At 73.6% G+C, this 14,885-nt stretch carries 12 protein-coding genes; 8 read left to right on the forward strand and 4 right to left on the reverse strand.

Features of this window, described 5'->3' with window-relative positions:
- Nucleotides 1-120 precede the first annotated feature (120 nt).
- Together ACH4TG_RS15260 and ACH4TG_RS15265 are read right to left on the reverse strand one after the other, a co-directional pair.
- Nucleotides 121-681 carry a GNAT family N-acetyltransferase gene (locus ACH4TG_RS15260; protein WP_398242735.1) on the reverse strand — a complete coding sequence of 187 codons (561 nt, stop codon included), beginning with the start codon at nt 679-681 and terminating at the stop codon, nt 121-123.
- A 94-nt stretch (nt 682-775) separates the two neighbouring features.
- Nucleotides 776-1,546 (reverse strand): GntR family transcriptional regulator, encoded by a 771-nt coding sequence (locus ACH4TG_RS15265; protein WP_398242736.1) that lies wholly within the window; start codon nt 1,544-1,546, stop codon nt 776-778.
- Nucleotides 1,547-1,887: 341 nt separating this feature from the next.
- Between ACH4TG_RS15265 and ACH4TG_RS15270 the strand changes: the two genes are divergently transcribed.
- The 6 genes from ACH4TG_RS15270 to ACH4TG_RS15295 all read left to right on the forward strand — a co-directional run bounded on the left by ACH4TG_RS15270 (nt 1,888) and on the right by ACH4TG_RS15295 (nt 7,262).
- Nucleotides 1,888-3,039, forward strand: a complete 1,152-nt coding sequence (locus tag ACH4TG_RS15270; RefSeq protein ID WP_398242737.1) for an ABC transporter substrate-binding protein — start codon at nt 1,888-1,890, stop codon at nt 3,037-3,039.
- Between the two features lie 8 nt (nt 3,040-3,047).
- The gene (locus ACH4TG_RS15275; RefSeq protein WP_398242738.1) at nt 3,048-4,013 is read left to right on the forward strand and encodes an ABC transporter permease; all 966 of its coding nucleotides are present in this window, start codon (nt 3,048-3,050) and stop codon (nt 4,011-4,013) included.
- Entirely contained in the window at nt 4,001-4,936 is a 936-nt protein-coding gene (locus ACH4TG_RS15280; protein WP_398242739.1) for an ABC transporter permease, read from the forward strand. Before ACH4TG_RS15275 ends, ACH4TG_RS15280 begins: the two co-directional genes overlap by 13 nt.
- The gene (locus ACH4TG_RS15285; RefSeq protein ID WP_398242740.1) at nt 4,933-6,036 is read left to right on the forward strand and encodes an ABC transporter ATP-binding protein; all 1,104 of its coding nucleotides are present in this window, start codon (nt 4,933-4,935) and stop codon (nt 6,034-6,036) included. The genes ACH4TG_RS15280 and ACH4TG_RS15285 overlap by 4 nt, the downstream gene beginning before the upstream one ends.
- 214 nt (nt 6,037-6,250) lie before the next feature.
- On the forward strand, nt 6,251-6,928 hold the full coding sequence (locus tag ACH4TG_RS15290) for an HAD family hydrolase (protein WP_398242741.1): 678 nt from the start codon (nt 6,251-6,253) through the stop codon (nt 6,926-6,928).
- A 13-nt stretch (nt 6,929-6,941) separates the two neighbouring features.
- Nucleotides 6,942-7,262, forward strand: a complete 321-nt coding sequence (locus tag ACH4TG_RS15295) for a DMT family transporter (protein ID WP_398242742.1) — start codon at nt 6,942-6,944, stop codon at nt 7,260-7,262.
- A 109-nt stretch (nt 7,263-7,371) separates the two neighbouring features.
- Here the strand turns inward: ACH4TG_RS15295 and ACH4TG_RS15300 are convergent, their stop codons facing one another.
- Nucleotides 7,372-8,322: a DMT family transporter gene (locus ACH4TG_RS15300; RefSeq protein ID WP_398242743.1), complete on the reverse strand. Its 951-nt coding sequence runs from the start codon at nt 8,320-8,322 to the stop codon at nt 7,372-7,374.
- Nucleotides 8,323-8,403: 81 nt separating this feature from the next.
- Here ACH4TG_RS15300 and ACH4TG_RS15305 point away from each other — a divergent pair, with 81 nt between their 5' ends.
- Nucleotides 8,404-9,312: a LysR family transcriptional regulator gene (locus tag ACH4TG_RS15305; protein WP_398242744.1), complete on the forward strand. Its 909-nt coding sequence runs from the start codon at nt 8,404-8,406 to the stop codon at nt 9,310-9,312.
- Between the two features lie 108 nt (nt 9,313-9,420).
- Nucleotides 9,421-11,793: a SpoIIE family protein phosphatase gene (locus ACH4TG_RS15310; RefSeq protein WP_398242745.1), complete on the forward strand. Its 2,373-nt coding sequence runs from the start codon at nt 9,421-9,423 to the stop codon at nt 11,791-11,793.
- A gap of 71 nt (nt 11,794-11,864) precedes the next feature.
- Here the strand turns inward: ACH4TG_RS15310 and ACH4TG_RS15315 are convergent, their stop codons facing one another.
- Nucleotides 11,865-14,705, reverse strand: a complete 2,841-nt coding sequence (locus ACH4TG_RS15315; protein WP_398242746.1) for a right-handed parallel beta-helix repeat-containing protein — start codon at nt 14,703-14,705, stop codon at nt 11,865-11,867.
- Nucleotides 14,706-14,885 lie beyond the last annotated feature (180 nt).

Below are 14,885 nucleotides of genomic sequence, written 5' to 3' on the forward strand. Positions count from 1 at the left end.
TGGAGCCGCATGGCCGGCCGCACGGCCTGAACGGCCGCGACCGCACCGTAGAGCAGGGCCCCGACCTGGGGGTCCTCCACAAGTCCCTTGCGGGATAGAGTCCCGCCCGTTCGGGTCCCTCTACCCCGTGGCCGGACTCGTGCTGTCCTCCGGGCGGGCCCACTCGCGCGCGAGGAGGCCGAGGACGGCTTCGTCCGCGAAGGCGCCGTACACCCATGCGGAGTTGCGCAGCGTGCCCTCCCGCGTGAAGCCGACCCCGGTGGCCGCCGCGAGCATCGGCGCGTTGTCCGTGAGCGTCTCGATCTGCAGGCGCTGCAGTCCCCGTACGGCGAACCCGTAGTCGCACAGCACGCGCAGGACGTCCGCGCTGAGCCCGCGGCCGCGGAAGGCGGGGCGCAGCGCGATCCCGAGGTGAGCCATCCGGTTGTGTGTGTCGATCCCCCAGAGCAGGGCCTCGCCCGCCAGTTCCCGCGAGTCCAGCTCGACGACGGAGAAGCACGCCGCCCCCTCCGACGGTCCGGCCACGGCGAACGGCGAGTGCCCCGAGTCCGGTGCGACGGGCCGCCACGGGCGGGAGTCGGCGCGCGACCGGGTGGCCACGTCGTCGTACAACTCGGAGTGGAGAACGGGGACGTCGCTCTCGCGCCGGGCCCGCAGGCCGATCTTCTCACCGCGTATCACGGGACATTGCTATCCGAGCGGGGTGGGGCGATCAACCGGTTTCCGCGGCTGCTCCACCCGGACGGCGCCCGGCCGAACCCGGAAGGCGCACCGGTCAGGGGGCGCGGCGGTGGCGGCGGGTCAGGGCGGAGGCGGCGATGGAGTTGTGGACGGTGAAGGCGACGGTGCCGGGCAGGTAGCGGTCCTCGGACCATTCGAGGGGCGCGCCGGAGGGGTCGGTGGAGCGGCGGCGCTCGCGCAGCAGCGCGTCGCCGGGCTCGCAGCCGAGCAGCCGCGCGTCGTCGGCGTCGGCCGAGGTCAGGTCGATGGTGTGGTCGGCGTCGGCGAAGACCACGCCCTGCTCCTGGAGCGGCTCGGTGTGCGAGACCGCGTCCGGCGGGATCCGCGCCACCAACTCCCCCACCCACAGCGGGTAGAGCGACCGCTCCACCATGACGGGCCGGCCCGACAGGGTGCGCACCCGCAGCACCAGGACCACCTCGCCGCCGGGCTCCATCCGCAGCTGCTCGCACTCGCGGGCGTCGGCGGGCCGCCGCTCGACCCGCTCCACCCGGCCGCCGGGCTCCTCGCCCAGCGAGCGCGCCCAGCTGGTGAAGCTCACCACTTCGGCGAAGCTCTGCATCCGCGCGGTGCCGAGCACCACCCGGCGGGTGCCGCGGCGTGAGGTGACCAGGCCGTCGGCCCGCAGCGACGCCAGCGCCTGGCGGATGGTGCCGCGGGAGACCCCGTACCGCTCGGCCAGGGCGGCCTCGGCGGGCAGCCGGCCGCCCGAGCCGTACTCGCCGGCGGCGATCGCGTCGCGCAGATCGCCCGCGACCTCGCGGTACAGCGTGCCCTTGGCCGGCTCCGCACGCCCGTCCTGCAAGGTCCCTCCCCGATCGGCACGGCCATCGACCGGTCGTCGTGGCCCCTCGACACCGGCGGCCGCGCGCCGCCCTCGGCGACTCGACGCCGTGGCGCACCACCAGTCCCGCTGGACCCTATCCGCTTCGTGACCGCCGCGCGCCACCCGTCCCGCCCGGTGACCGGACCGCTACCGGCGGACGGCGAGATTCCCGTCCCATCCCCCCGCCGGCGTCCGGCCGTTCACCTTCCGGCCACCGGCGTCTGGCGAACTGAGCCAAGTTGTACAGCCAACTTTGGTGCTCCGTGGACGGCCCGGGGACATCTCCGCCGCTCGCCACGTTCCCCCTGGAGGACATTCCCGTGACTGCCCACCGTTTCAGAGCCGCACTCGTGGCCGCCGGGCTCGCCTGCACGGCCCTCGCACTGGCCGCCTGCGGCTCCGAGACCTCGGCCTCGAACGCCGCCGCGGGCGGCAAGAACGCGGCGACCGCCACCTCCGCCGCGGACTTCGGCGGGATGGACGCGCTGGTCGCCGCAGCGAAGAAGGAAGGCACCCTCAACGCCATCGCCCTGCCGCCGGACTGGGCCAACTACGGCGCGGTCATCGCCGCGTTCGAGAAGAAGTACGGCATCAAGGTCCAGGACGAGAACCCCGACGGCGCCAGCCAGGACGAGATCAACGCGATCACCTCGCGCAAGGGCCAGCGCCGCGCCCCCGACGTCGTGGACCTCGGCAACTCCTTCGCGCTCAGCGCCGCCTCGCAGGGCATCCTCGCCCCGTACAAGGTCGCCACCTGGGACGACATCCCGGCCGCCCAGAAGGACCCGGGCGGCCTGCGCTACGACGACTACGGCGGCTACGTCTCCATCGGCTGCGACGCCAAGGCCGTCAAGGAGTGCCCGACCACCTTCGCCGACCTGCTCAAGCCGCAGTACAAGGGCCAGGTGGCGCTGAACGGCGACCCGACCAAGTCGGGCTCGGCGTTCGGCGGCGTCTTCGCCGCGGCCCTCGCGAGCGGCGGCTCGCTGGACGACATCCAGCCCGGCCTGGACTTCTTCCACAAGCTCAAGGCGAACGGCAACTACAACCCGGTGGAGTCCACCCCGGCGACGGTCGAGAAGGGCGAGACGCCGATCAGCATCGACTGGGACTACCTGAACGCCGGCTACGCCAGGGAGTTCGCGGCCAAGGGACTCCAGTGGAAGGTCGCGGTGCCCTCCGACGGCCAGTACGCCCAGTACTACAGCCAGGCGATCAACAAGTACGCGCCGCACCCGGCCGCCGCCCGGCTGTGGGAGGAGTTCCTCTACAGCGCCGAGGGCCAGAACCTGTGGCTGCAGGGCTTCTCGCGGCCGGCGGAGATGCCCGCGATGGCGCAGAAGGGCACCGTCGACCAGGCCGCCGCCGCGAAGCTCCCGCCGGTGACCGGCACCCCGGCGTTCCCGACCTCCGCCCAGGTCGACGCGGCCCAGAAGGCCGTGCTCGCCGGCTGGGCCAAGGCCGTGAGCTGACCGGCGCCATGACCACGGCTCACGCCGCGACGCCGCCGCCCGCCGCCGACCCCTCCTCGAAGGAGGCCGGCGGCGGCCCGGCCGCCCTCGCCCCCGCCCCCTCCCCGGCCTCCCGCGGGAACGCCGGCCGCAGGCGCCGTTCCGCCGGCTGGCTCGCCGTCCTGCCGCTGATCGCCTTCGTGCTCGTCGTCTTCGGGCTGCCCGCCTTCGCGATCGTCACCAACGCGTTCAAGACCGCGCCCGGCGCCCCCGGCGGCGTGCACTGGACCACCGGGAACCTCACCCAGTCGGTGCACGGCGCCTACCTGACCGCCCTGTGGGGCAGCGTCCGGCTCTCCGCGCTCACCGCCGCCCTCGGCGTGCTGCTCGGACTGCCGCTCGCCCACGCGGTCGTCACCTCGCGCTTCCGGGCGCTGCGCGAGGCGGTGCTGGCCGCCTCCGGGGTGCTCGCCAACTTCGGCGGGGTGCCGCTCGCCTTCGCCTTCGTCGCCACCCTGGGCAACTCCGGCGAGCTGACCCGCGCGCTGGACCTGACCCGGCACGGCTGGAGCCTGTACTCCTTCACCGGCCTGACGATCGTGTACCTGTACTTCCTGGTGCCGCTGATGGTGCTCACCGTCACGCCGGCGCTGGAGGGCCTGCGGGTCCAGTGGCGGGAGGCGGCGCAGAACAGCGGCGCCACCACCCGGCAGTACTGGACGCACGTGGCGCTGCCGATCCTGGCGCCGTCGCTGCTCGGCGGCTTCGTCCTGCTCTTCGGCAGCGCGTTCGCGGCCTACGCGACCGCCGCGGCCATCGTCGGCAGCTCGGTGCCGCTGATCACCCTGCAGATCGCCAACGCGCTGTCCGGCAACGTCCTCGCCGGCCAGGGCAACGTGGCGCTCGCGCTGAGCCTGGACATGATCGTGATCGCCGGTCTGGTGATGGCCGCGTACATCCCGCTGCAGCGCAGGAGCGCGCGATGGCTGCACTGACCCCGGCCGCCCCCGGCCAGGACACCGCCGCGCCGGTGCCCGCGGGCGCCACCGCCCGGCGCAGGGGCAGGCCCCGGCTGTGGCGCGGCCTCGTCGGCCTGGTGGCCGCCGTCTGCTTCCTCGGGCCGATGGCGTTCTCCGTCCTGTTCACCGTGGACGTGCCGGGCAAGGGCTTCACGCTCGGCTCCTACACGGGCATCCTCGGCGCCGCCGGCTTCTGGAGCAGCCTGCGGCTGACCCTGGAACTGGCCGCGGCCACCGTCGCGGCGACCCTGCTGCTGCTCGTGCCCGCCCTGATCGCGGTACGGCTGGCCGCGCCGCGGCTGCGGGTGCTCGTGGAGGTGCTCTGCTCGCTTCCGCTGGTCGTCCCGGCGGTGGCGCTCACCGCGGGCATCGGCTCGGTGCTGCGGTGGGGCCCGGACGACTTCGCGGACACCCCGTTGTTCCAGACGTTCAACGCGATCCAGGACCCGGGCTTCCCGGTGGTGCTGCTGCTGGCGTACGTGCTGATGGCGCTGCCGCTGGCGTATCGCACGCTGGACGCCGGGCTGCGCGCGCTCGACCTCGCCACGCTGGTGGAGGCGAGCCGCAACTGCGGGGCGGGCTGGCCGCGGACCGTCCTGTACGTGGTGCTGCCCAATCTGCGCGGCGCCCTGCTCAACACCGCGTTCCTCACCCTGGCCCTGGTACTCGGTGAGTACACCGTCGCCTCGATCCTCGGGTTCCAGCCCTTCGCGGTGTGGATCGTGTCCCTGGGCGGCAGCGACGCCCAGGTCTCGGTGGCCGTCTCGGTGCTCAGCCTGGTCCTCACCTGGGCCCTGTTGCTGCTGCTCGCCGCCGCCGGACGCGGGCGCGCGCAGCGCCCCCCGCGCAGCATCCGCCACGCCGCCGACGCGGCGCCGACCGTCCGGGAGACGTCATGACCGCAGCGACCACCGCGGCGAGCACCGCGCAGAAGACCGCGTCCGCCGGCGCGGCGGCCGGCGCCACCGTCGAGTTCCGCGGGCTGCACCGGAGGTTCGGCGCCACGGTCGCGCTGGAGGGCCTGGACCTGGCTGCCCGGCCCGGCGAACTGCTGGCGCTGCTCGGCCCGTCCGGCTGCGGCAAGACCACCGCGCTGCGGATGCTGGCCGGCTTCGAGCACCCGGACGCCGGCGAGGTGCTGGTCGACGGCGAGGACATCACCGGGGTGCCCGCCCACCGGCGCGGCACCGGCATGGTGTTCCAGTCGTACAGCCTCTTCCCGCACCTGACCGCCGCGGAGAACGTCTCCTTCGGGCTGCGGATGCGCGGCACGGGCAGGGGCGAACGGCAGCGCAGAGCAGCCGAGTTGCTGGAGCTGGTGGGCCTCGGGCCGCTGGCCGGCCGGTTCCCGCACCAGATGTCCGGCGGGCAGCAGCAACGGGTGGCGCTCGCACGGGCGCTGGCGCTCCGGCCGCGCGTCCTGCTGCTCGACGAGCCGCTGTCGGCGCTCGACGCGAAGGTGCGGCTCTCGCTGCGCGAGGAGATCCGCCGGCTGCAACAGGACCTGGGGATCACCACGTTGTTCGTGACGCACGACCAGGAGGAGGCGCTGTCGATGGCCGACCGGGTCGCCGTACTGCGCGCCGGACGGCTCGAACAGGTCGCCGAACCGGCCGAGTTGTACGCCCGGCCGGCGACGGCCTTCGTCGCGGAGTTCGTCGGCACCATGAGCCGGATCCCCGCGCTGCGCGCGGCCGAAGGACTGGTCGAAGTGCTGGGGCAGCGGCTGCCGGTGGCGGGCGAGCTGCCCGCCGGCGGCGAGCTGGACGCCCTGGTCCGGCCGGAGTCCGTCCAGCTGGCTTCCGACGCCCAGGGATCGGCCACCGTGGTGGCCGCCTCCTTCCTCGGCGCGGTGACCCGGCTGACCGTCCGGCTCGCCGGCGGCGCCGAGGTCAAGGCCGACCTGCCCACCGGGACCGCGGCCGACCTGCCGGTCGGCTCGCCGGCCACGGTCACGCTGCCGGCCCGCGCCGTCCTGGTGGACCGCCGCGCCCGCTGACTCCGCTGCGGCGCGCGGGCGCCGGTCCCGTGCCGTACCGGCCGCGGTGCGCGCGGCGGCACCCGGCCGGGTACGACGACCGGCCGGGCCGCCCGTGCGCCGCACCCCACCGCGCGGCCGGCACGCAACCGCGCCCGTGCGTGCCCCTTCCGCGTCCCTCACCACCCCACCTCACCTCCCTCACCCTCCCCGAACTCCTAGGAACGGCACCCGAGTGCACTCCCGTAGCACCCCCGCCCTGCCCGCCGCCGTCCTGCTCGACATGGACGGCACCCTCGTCGACACCGAGCACCTGTGGTGGCGGGCCGTCGAGGAGACCGCGCGGCGGCTGGGGTACCTCCCGACCGACGCCGATCTGCCGGAGGTGCTGGGCCGCCCGGTCGGGTACACCGCACGGCACCTGCACCGCGTGAGCGGCGGTGCGGCTCCTGAGGCGCGGATCGCGCGGGAGCTGGACGCCGCGTTCACCGCGCGCGTCGCCGAGGAGGTCCGGCCGCGGCCGGGCGCGCTGGGACTGCTCGCGCGGTTGCAGGACGCGGGCGTGCCGGCGGCGCTGGTGACCGCGTCGCCGCGGCGGGTGGTGGACGTGGTGCTGCGCACCCTCGGCGCGGACTGGTTCGCGCTGACCGTGGCGGCGGAGGACACCGCCCGCACCAAGCCGGCCCCCGACCCGTATCTGCGGGCGGCCGCGCGGCTCGGGGTGGCGCCGCGGGACTGCGTGGTGGTGGAGGACAGCCCGGTCGGGCTGGCCGCGGCGCTCGCGGCCGGCTGCCGGGCGGTCGCGGTGCCGTCCACCGTGCCGATTCCCGAGGAGCCCGGGGTGGTGGTGCTCGACAGCCTCGAGGACGTCGACCTGCTGCTGCTGTCCGCCCTCGCCGCCGCCCGGATCTGACCTGGAGCCCAGCGTGCCCTACGTGCTGCTCGCCCTCGCCATCGCCGCCGAGGTCTGCGCCACCAGCTGCCTCAAACTCACCGACGGCTACACGCGGTTGTGGCCCACCGTCGCCGTGGCGGCCGGCTACGTGCTGTCGTTCGTGCTGCTCGGCCGGGCGCTCACCCGGATCCCGGTGTCGGTCGCGTACGCGGTCTGGTCGGGCGCCGGCACCGCGGCGGTCGTGGCCATCGGCGCGTTGGCCTTCGGCGAGACGCCGGGGCGGTCGCAGTGGGCGGGGATCGCGCTGGTCGTCGTCGGCGTGGTGGTGATCAACGTTCGTGGCGCGCCCTGACGTTCACCGCGGACAGCCCCGTCCGACCGCTCCCGCCCGACCCTCCCGACGACCGGCCTGACCGACCCTCCTGGCGCCGGCGCGCGCCGCAGACCGGGCGCGGCGGGTCTCAGGTGGGCGACAGGGTGCGCCGGCCCTCGTCGGCGGGCTCCGGACTCGCCGCGCCGTCCTGCACGGTCCCTGCCGTGGTGCGGTGGGTGCGTTCGATCGCCTGGCCCCAGTAGGTTCCGGCGATCATGAGCACGGCGCCGAGGGTCGCCCAGGGCGTGAGCCGCTCGCCGCCGAGGCTGATGCCGACGGCGACGGCCCAGATCGGTTCGGTGCCCAGCAGCAGGCTGGCCCGGCTGGCGGAGGTGCCCTGCACCGCCCAGGTCTGGGCGACGAAGGCGAACACGCTGCAGAACAGGGCGAGATAGACCAGCTGGCCCCAGGTGCCCGCACCGCTGCGCGCCAGTTCGGGCAGGTGGCCGGCGGCCGGGGCCAGGAACAGCACCGAGCCGAGAACGGTCTGGACGGTGGTCAGGCGGAGCGGGTCCATGGAGCGGCCCGCGGTGAGCCGGCCGACGAGCGCGACATGCCCGGCCCTGACGACGGCGGCGGCGAGCACGAGGACGTCTCCGAGCCGCGGCGCGTGCAGTCCGGTGCTGGAGGTCAGCAGCCCGACGGCCAGCACGCACAGCCCTGCGGCGAGGAAGAACCGCCACGGCAGCCCGCGCCCTCCGGCGCGGTCCAGCACCGGTGTCAGCACGATGGTCAGGCTGATGATCAGTCCCGCGTTCGCGGCGCTGGTGTGCGCCACCCCGTACGTCTCCAGCACGAGCACGGCGGCCTGCGTGCAGCCCAGCAGCGATCCGGCGCGGACCTCGTCCCGCGTCCAGCGGCGCCCGGAGCGGCGGGTGGCGACCAGGCCGCCGCAGGCGAGTGCGGAGATCGCGTACCGGGCGAACAGCACCGCCATCACCGGCAGCGCCGCGGTGGCGGTCTTGGCGGCGAGGTAACTGGATCCCCAGACGAGCGCGACCAGGAGGAGTACCGCGTCGGTACGGCGCGAAATCTGCATGCGCCTACGCTGCACCGGGACGGACGTTGAAGGCCAGCCCCAACTTCTACAACGAAGCTGTAGCAGTCCTACACTGTGAGTGTGGACGAGCGGCAGTTGCGGATCCTGCGCGAGCTGGGAGACCGGGGCAGTGTCAGCGCGGTCGCCGAGGCCCTGCACGTGACGCCCTCCGCGATCTCGCAGCAACTGCGGCTGCTGCAGCGGGCGGTGCCCGTCCCGCTCACCGAGCGGGCAGGACGCCGGGTGGTGCTCACCGACGCCGGACAGGCCCTGGCCGCCGCGGCCGTGGAGGTCGAGGGCGCCCTGGCCCGGGCCCGCCACACGATCACCGACTTCGCCGAGCAGGGCGACGGCGCCGTGTCGGTGGCCGCGTTCCACAGCGCGGCCTCCGCCTTCTTCCCGCACCTGCTCCGCGGGCTCGCCGGTGCGGGCCGTCCCCGCCCGGTGTTCGCCGACGAGGACGTGGCCCAGGACCGCTTCCCCGCGCTGACCCGCGACTACGACCTCGTGCTCGCGCACCGCCTCGACCACGCCCCGCCGTGGCCGCGCACCGTGACCGCCACGACCCTGCTCCACGAGCCCCTCGACGTCGCGCTGCCGGCCGGCCACCCGCTGGCCCCGAAACCGGTCCTGACCCCGCACGACGTTGCCGATCAGCCGTGGATCACGGTCCATGACGGCTTCCCGCTGATGGCCACCATCGAGGCGATGGCGTGCGTCGCCAACCGGCGGCTCGACATCGTCCACCGCATCAACGAGTTCGCGGTGGTCGCCGAGGCCGTCGCCGCCGGCGGGGGCGTCGCGCTGATGCCCCGCTGGACCACCCGCGAGCACCCAGGCGTGGTCCTCAGGCCGCTGAGCGGGGTTCACGCCCGACGCCACATCGACGTCCTCCACCGGCCGGAACGCACCGCCCGGCGGGCGGTGCGGACCGTCCTGGCCGAGCTGCACCGGGCCGCCGCGGCGATCCGGCAGCGGGACGGCCGGTGACCTGGCGGCGCTCTATGCTGGAGCAAGGAGGGTGCGGCCAGGGATGGGCTGGTGCGGATGAACGTGCCTGATTCTTCCGGCGGCCTTGGCCGAGTGTCAGGAGTCCCGGTGGAGCGTTACCCGGCCACGGCGTTCGTGGACGGCCGGGGCCGGGTCTCGCTGTGGAGCCCCGAGGCCGAAGCCCTTCTCGGATACACGGCGGAAGAGGTCCTCGGGACCCCCGCAGCGGATCTGCTGCCGCTTCCCGGGGAGCGTGAAGCGGCGCTGGCAGCCGGTGAAGGGCCTCCGGCCGGTCAGGGCTGGGACGGCGTCCGGCGGGTGAGGCATCACGATGGGCACGCCGTGCGGCTGGCCGTGCGCGTGCGCCCGATGCTCGGTGCGGCGGGACACGCCGGCTGGGCGGTGAGCGCCGCGGACGCGGGTCAGGCGGAACGGGAGACGGTCGACCGCGCGATCGGGCAGGTGCTGTTCAGCCAGTGCCCCTTCCCGGTGACCGTTCACGACCGCGATCTGCGGTACCGGTGGGTGAACGACGCGACCGCGCGGGCGGTGGGCGTGCCCGCCGAGCGGCTGGTCGGCCGGCGGATCGGCGACGACTCCCCGTACGCCGACGTGTCGAAGCTGGAGCACATGCTCCGCCGGGTACGGGACGGCGGCGAGCCCGTCCTGGACCTCCAGGTCCACGGGCGTGTCCCCTCGGACCCGGACCACACCCGGGTGTGGTCGGCGTCGTCGTTTCGGCTGACCGACCCGGCCGGCGGCCTCCTGGGGATGTGCCAGTGGTACGTGGACGTCACCGAGGGGCATCGGGCGCAGCAGCGGCTGGCCCTGCTGAGCGAGGCCAGCGAGCGCATCGGCACCACGCTGGACGTGGCGATCACCGCGCAGGAACTGGCGGACACGGCCGTCCCCGACCTGGCGGACATGGCCGCCGTCGACCTGTTCGAGGCGACCATGCAGGGCGAGGAGTTCCCTCCCGGGCCGGTGGACCGCAACGTGCGGGCCCGGCGCGCGGGGTTGTCCTCGACGCGGAGGGGCACGCCGGAAGCCGCGTACCTGGTGGGTGAGGCGGTGGCGTACCACCCGGGTACCCCGCAGGCACGGTGCCTGGCCACCGGCATGCCGGTACTCGTGCGGAAGGTGGACGCCGACGAGACGTACGCCCTCGACGAGCGGCGGGCCAGCAGGGTCCGCGAGACGGGTATCCACTCCCTCATGGCGCTCCCGCTCCTGGCCCGCGGAACCACCCTCGGCGTGGCCTTCTTCAGCCGCTCGCTCAACCCCGAGCCGTACGACGAGGGCGACGTGGCGCTGGCGGAGGACTTCTGCTCGCGTGCCGCGGTCTGGGTCGACAACGCCCGCCGCTACACCCGCGAGCACACCACCGCCCTGGCCCTGCAGCGCAGCCTGCTGCCGCGCAGCCTGCCCGACACCCTCGCCGTCGAGACCGCCTACCGCTACCTGCCCACCGCCTCGCACGCCGGGACCGGCGGCGACTGGTTCGACGTCCTGCCGCTGTCCGGCGCCCGCGTCGCCATGGTCGTGGGGGACGTCATCGGCCACGACCTGCACGCGGCAGCCGTCATGGGGCGGCTGCGCACCGCCGTCCACACGCTCGCCGATCTGGACCTGGACCCCGACGAGGTCCTCACCCAGCTCGACGACCTGGTCATCCGCCTGGCCCGGGACGATCCCGACGTCCAGGGAGCCACCTGCCTGTACGCGGTGTACGACCCGGTCTCCCGCCGCTGCGTCCTCGCCCGCGCCGGCCATCCCCCACCCGCCCTGGTGCAGCCCGACGGGACGGTCGCGTTCCTCGAGGACATCCCGTCCGGGCCGCCGCTGGGCGTCGGAGCGTTCCCGTTCGAGACCAGCGAGCGCCGGCTGGAGGAGGGCACGCTCCTCGCGCTGTACACCGACGGGCTCGTCGAGGCTCCCGGCCAGGACGTCGACGTGGGGCTGAAGCGGCTGGCCCGGGCCCTGGCGGGCGCCGAGGGGCCGCTGGAGCAGATGTGCGGGGAGATCGTGGAGGCGGTCGCACCGCAGCGGCAGTCCGACGACGTGGCCCTGCTGCTGGCGCGCACGCACGTGCTGGAGGCGGACCGGGTCGTCTCCTGGGATCTGCGCGCCGACTCCGCGCAGGTCGCCCAGGCCCGCTCGCTGGCCGCCCGGCAGCTCGCGAAGTGGGACCTCGAGTCGCTCCTGTTCACCACGGAGCTGATCGTCAGCGAACTGGTGACCAACGCCATCCGCCACGCGCGCGGCCCGATCAGGCTCCGCCTCGTCCGGGCCGACAGCCTCATCTGCGAGGTCACCGACGGCAGCCTCAGCGCCCCCCACCTCCGCCGCGCACGTATCAACGACGAGGGCGGCCGCGGTCTCTTCCTGGTCGCCCAGGTCTCCTCCCGCTGGGGCACCCGCTACGGCCGTGACTGCAAGACCATCTGGGCCGAGCAGCCGCTCTCCGGTCCCCCGAGGTGACAGCGGCGCCAACGCCTTCGGGCTGCGGGCGGGCAGGCCGCGAAGCCGCGGCCCGCCCGCTCGGCGCCGCGTCAGCCGTGGACGGTGAACGCGTCGACGATCATGTAACTCCCGCCCGTCATCACCCCCTTGACAATGTGGGTGCCAGGGGCCAGTCCGGTGAGGGAGTAGACGGTCTGCTGGTACTGGCGGGTGCCGGTGGCGCAGTCGACGGTCTTGAGCAGGGTGCCGTCGACGTAGATGTCGACGGTGCCCTCGTCGCTGTTGGTCTCGGAGACGAGGTCGACCCCGGTGCCGTTGAAGGTGTAGCTGAAGGCGTCACCGTGGTTCGTCGTGGCGTAGAGGTCGTTCTGGTAGGAGTTGGCGCCGCCGCGGTCGGGTCCCTTCCAGTCCCAGCCCGGTCCGGTGTACTCCACGCCCGCCGTGTCGTTGTACGTCTGATCGCCGGTGGGCTTGGTGAAGCTGACGGTGGTGGCGGCCTGGTGGCGCCACACGGCCGCCGTCACCGTGGAGCCGGGCGGGAGGACGTTGTACAGCCGCCAGAAGCTGTCGCGGGTGGTGACGGCGGTGCCGTTCACCGCCCGGATCACGTCCGCGGCCTGGAAGCCCTGGGCTGCCGCGTACGACCCGGCGGGGACGGCGGCGAGGTACAGGCCGTCGTGGTCGCTGAGGCCGACGGAGGACATCACGGCGTCGGAGTAGACCGCGGAGGCGGTGGCTCCCATGAGTGGTTCGGGCTGCGAGTCGACCGTCACGGAGACGGGCGGCGCCGGCCAGGTCACCGCCGGCGGGGTCGCCTCGCCGGGGCGGCCGTCGCCGAACCGGTCCATGGGGACGTTGGTGAAGCCCAGGGCGAGTGCCGGGGAGGTGCCGGACACCGTGAAGTCCGTCATCGAGGGGTGCTGCCACGGTGAGCCGGCGGTGAACTGCGGGTCGGACACCGCGGAGTGGGCGTCGAGGCCGTTGCCGGCCCAGTTGCCCGGCAGGGTGACCTTGCCCCCGTTGTTCCAGAAGAGGTTGTCGTCGGCGACGTAGCGGGCGACCGCGGGATCGCTGAGCACGTTCTGGTACGGCTGGGGGGAGAGCACGATGTTGTGCCGGATGACGTCGCCGTTGTCGGCGTGCGAGACCTGCTCGTAGATGCTGCCGCCGACGATGACGTTGTTCTCCACCGTGCGGAAGAAGCCGTCGCGGAGCTTGATGCCCGCGTTGAGCAGCAGGTTGCCGGTGATCTGGTAGTTGCCCGAACCGTCGTCCAGGTCGATGGCCCATTCGGAGCTGTGCCAGATCCGGTTGTTGCGGATGATGTTGGGCTCGACGACGTCGAGCTTCGCGTACGCGCGCTGGGTGGCGTCGTCGCTCAACGGCCAGAACCGGTCGCGGCCCCAGGAGTTGAACGGGCCGTGGTCGCCGGTCTCCTTGACGCAGTCGAACATGTCGTTGAACTCGACGACGTGCCCGCCCCACGTGCCGTCGTCGATGTTGACGCAGGAGCGGGGGCTGTCGTGGATCGTGTTGTGCGACACCGTCACACGCCGGCTCATCGAGATGTTGACGCCCGCGCTCTGCTTCTCGAACACCCCCATGCCTGACATGCTGTTGCCGCTGATCGTGATGTCCCGCGGGTAGTCCTGCGTCTTGGGCCCGGGTGCCGTGTCGTCGAGCGCGGTGACCATGTGCTGCCATGTGGAGGGGTCCCGCACGGCCGATTCCGAGCCGACGACCTGCACGTCCGTGGCGCCGGAGTCGCGGAAGGTGCTGTCGGAGACGGTGTTGTGGTCGTTGTAGCCGTCCATGAACACGCCGTTGCCGCCGACCTGGTCGAACGTCGCGCCGGTGACCGTGACGCGCTGGGCGTTCTTGAGGTACACCGCGCCGGTGCGCGCGACGGCCCAGTCCCCGAGCTGCGTGCCCTCGTAGGGGTGGTCGAAGAGCGTGCGGTGGGTCTGGGTGAAGGTGATGCCGGAGAACGACAGGTCGTGCACGGGTGCTTCGGCGGAGGTCCCCGCCAGGTGCACCAATTCGTCGAGTTCGGCCGTCTCGACCGTGGCCCGGGTGACGTCGGTACCGGCCGGCGGGTAGTAGTACAGCTTTCCGGTGCCGGAGGCGTAGTACCACTCCCCCGGCGCGTCGAGCTCCTGGAGGATGCCCTCCGCCACGACGTGGTGGGCGTCGTACGGGAGTTGGGGATTGGCGCAGGCGAGGTTGCGGTTGTTGTCGCCGACCCACTTCATTCCGAGCGAGCCGTCCGCGGCCATGCCCGTGATGTGGAACGACGCGCCGCCCCAGGTGTTGCAGTGCAGGGCCCGCACGTCGCCGGCGGTCACGTCGGTCCACCCTTTGGCCTTGGCCTCCGCGGCGAGGTCCTGCATCGTGGTGGAGCCGCCGAGGACCGCCGTGCCGGGGTCGTAGTTGGGGTAGCGGGCGAGGGTCTGCCGCTGCCCGTCGACGAACAGCCCGTCGAGGCTCAGGCCGCTGCCCACATCGGCGACCTGGATGCCGCCCTGGTACGTGGACCAGTGGGGGTGCAACTGCCTGCCGCCGCTGAGGACGACCTTCTCGCCGGGGTACGCCGAGTACGTGACGGGCGCGCCGGGGCGCCCCGAGTCCCGGTCGTCGAACTGGAGCGTGCGGCCGAGGTGGTAGCTGCCGCCCTTGATCCACACGTGGACCGGGAGACCGGACCGGGTGGCCCGCCGCGCGGCGGACTGCGCGCCCTGGAGGCTGGCGAGCGGCTGCTGCGCCGAACGTCCCGCGTTCCCGTCACTGCCGTCCGGAGCGACGTACAGGTTGATGGCGGGCCGTTCCGCCGGCGCGGTGTCGCCCGGCTGCTGCGCCGCCGCGGCAGGTGCGACCGCGAGGCCCGTCCCCGCCAGCAGCACCCCCGCCGCGCCCGCGAGCGCTCTGACCAACCGTCTAGGTCGTGGTATGCCCATGAACTCCACTACGCCCACCCTCATCCACGGAGAAGACATCCGATGTAAGCGGGGAGGCTATCCACGACGGAGGCACTTCGGAAGGGGTTGGACGAGCTTTCACCCGATGAATACCGGAGGGTGCAAGCAAGGGTGCGGCAAGGGCGCGCCCTGCCT

Origin of the sequence: Streptomyces sp. NPDC020917, assembly GCF_044333795.1 — a bacterium.
Lineage (GTDB): Bacteria > Actinomycetota > Actinomycetes > Streptomycetales > Streptomycetaceae > Actinacidiphila.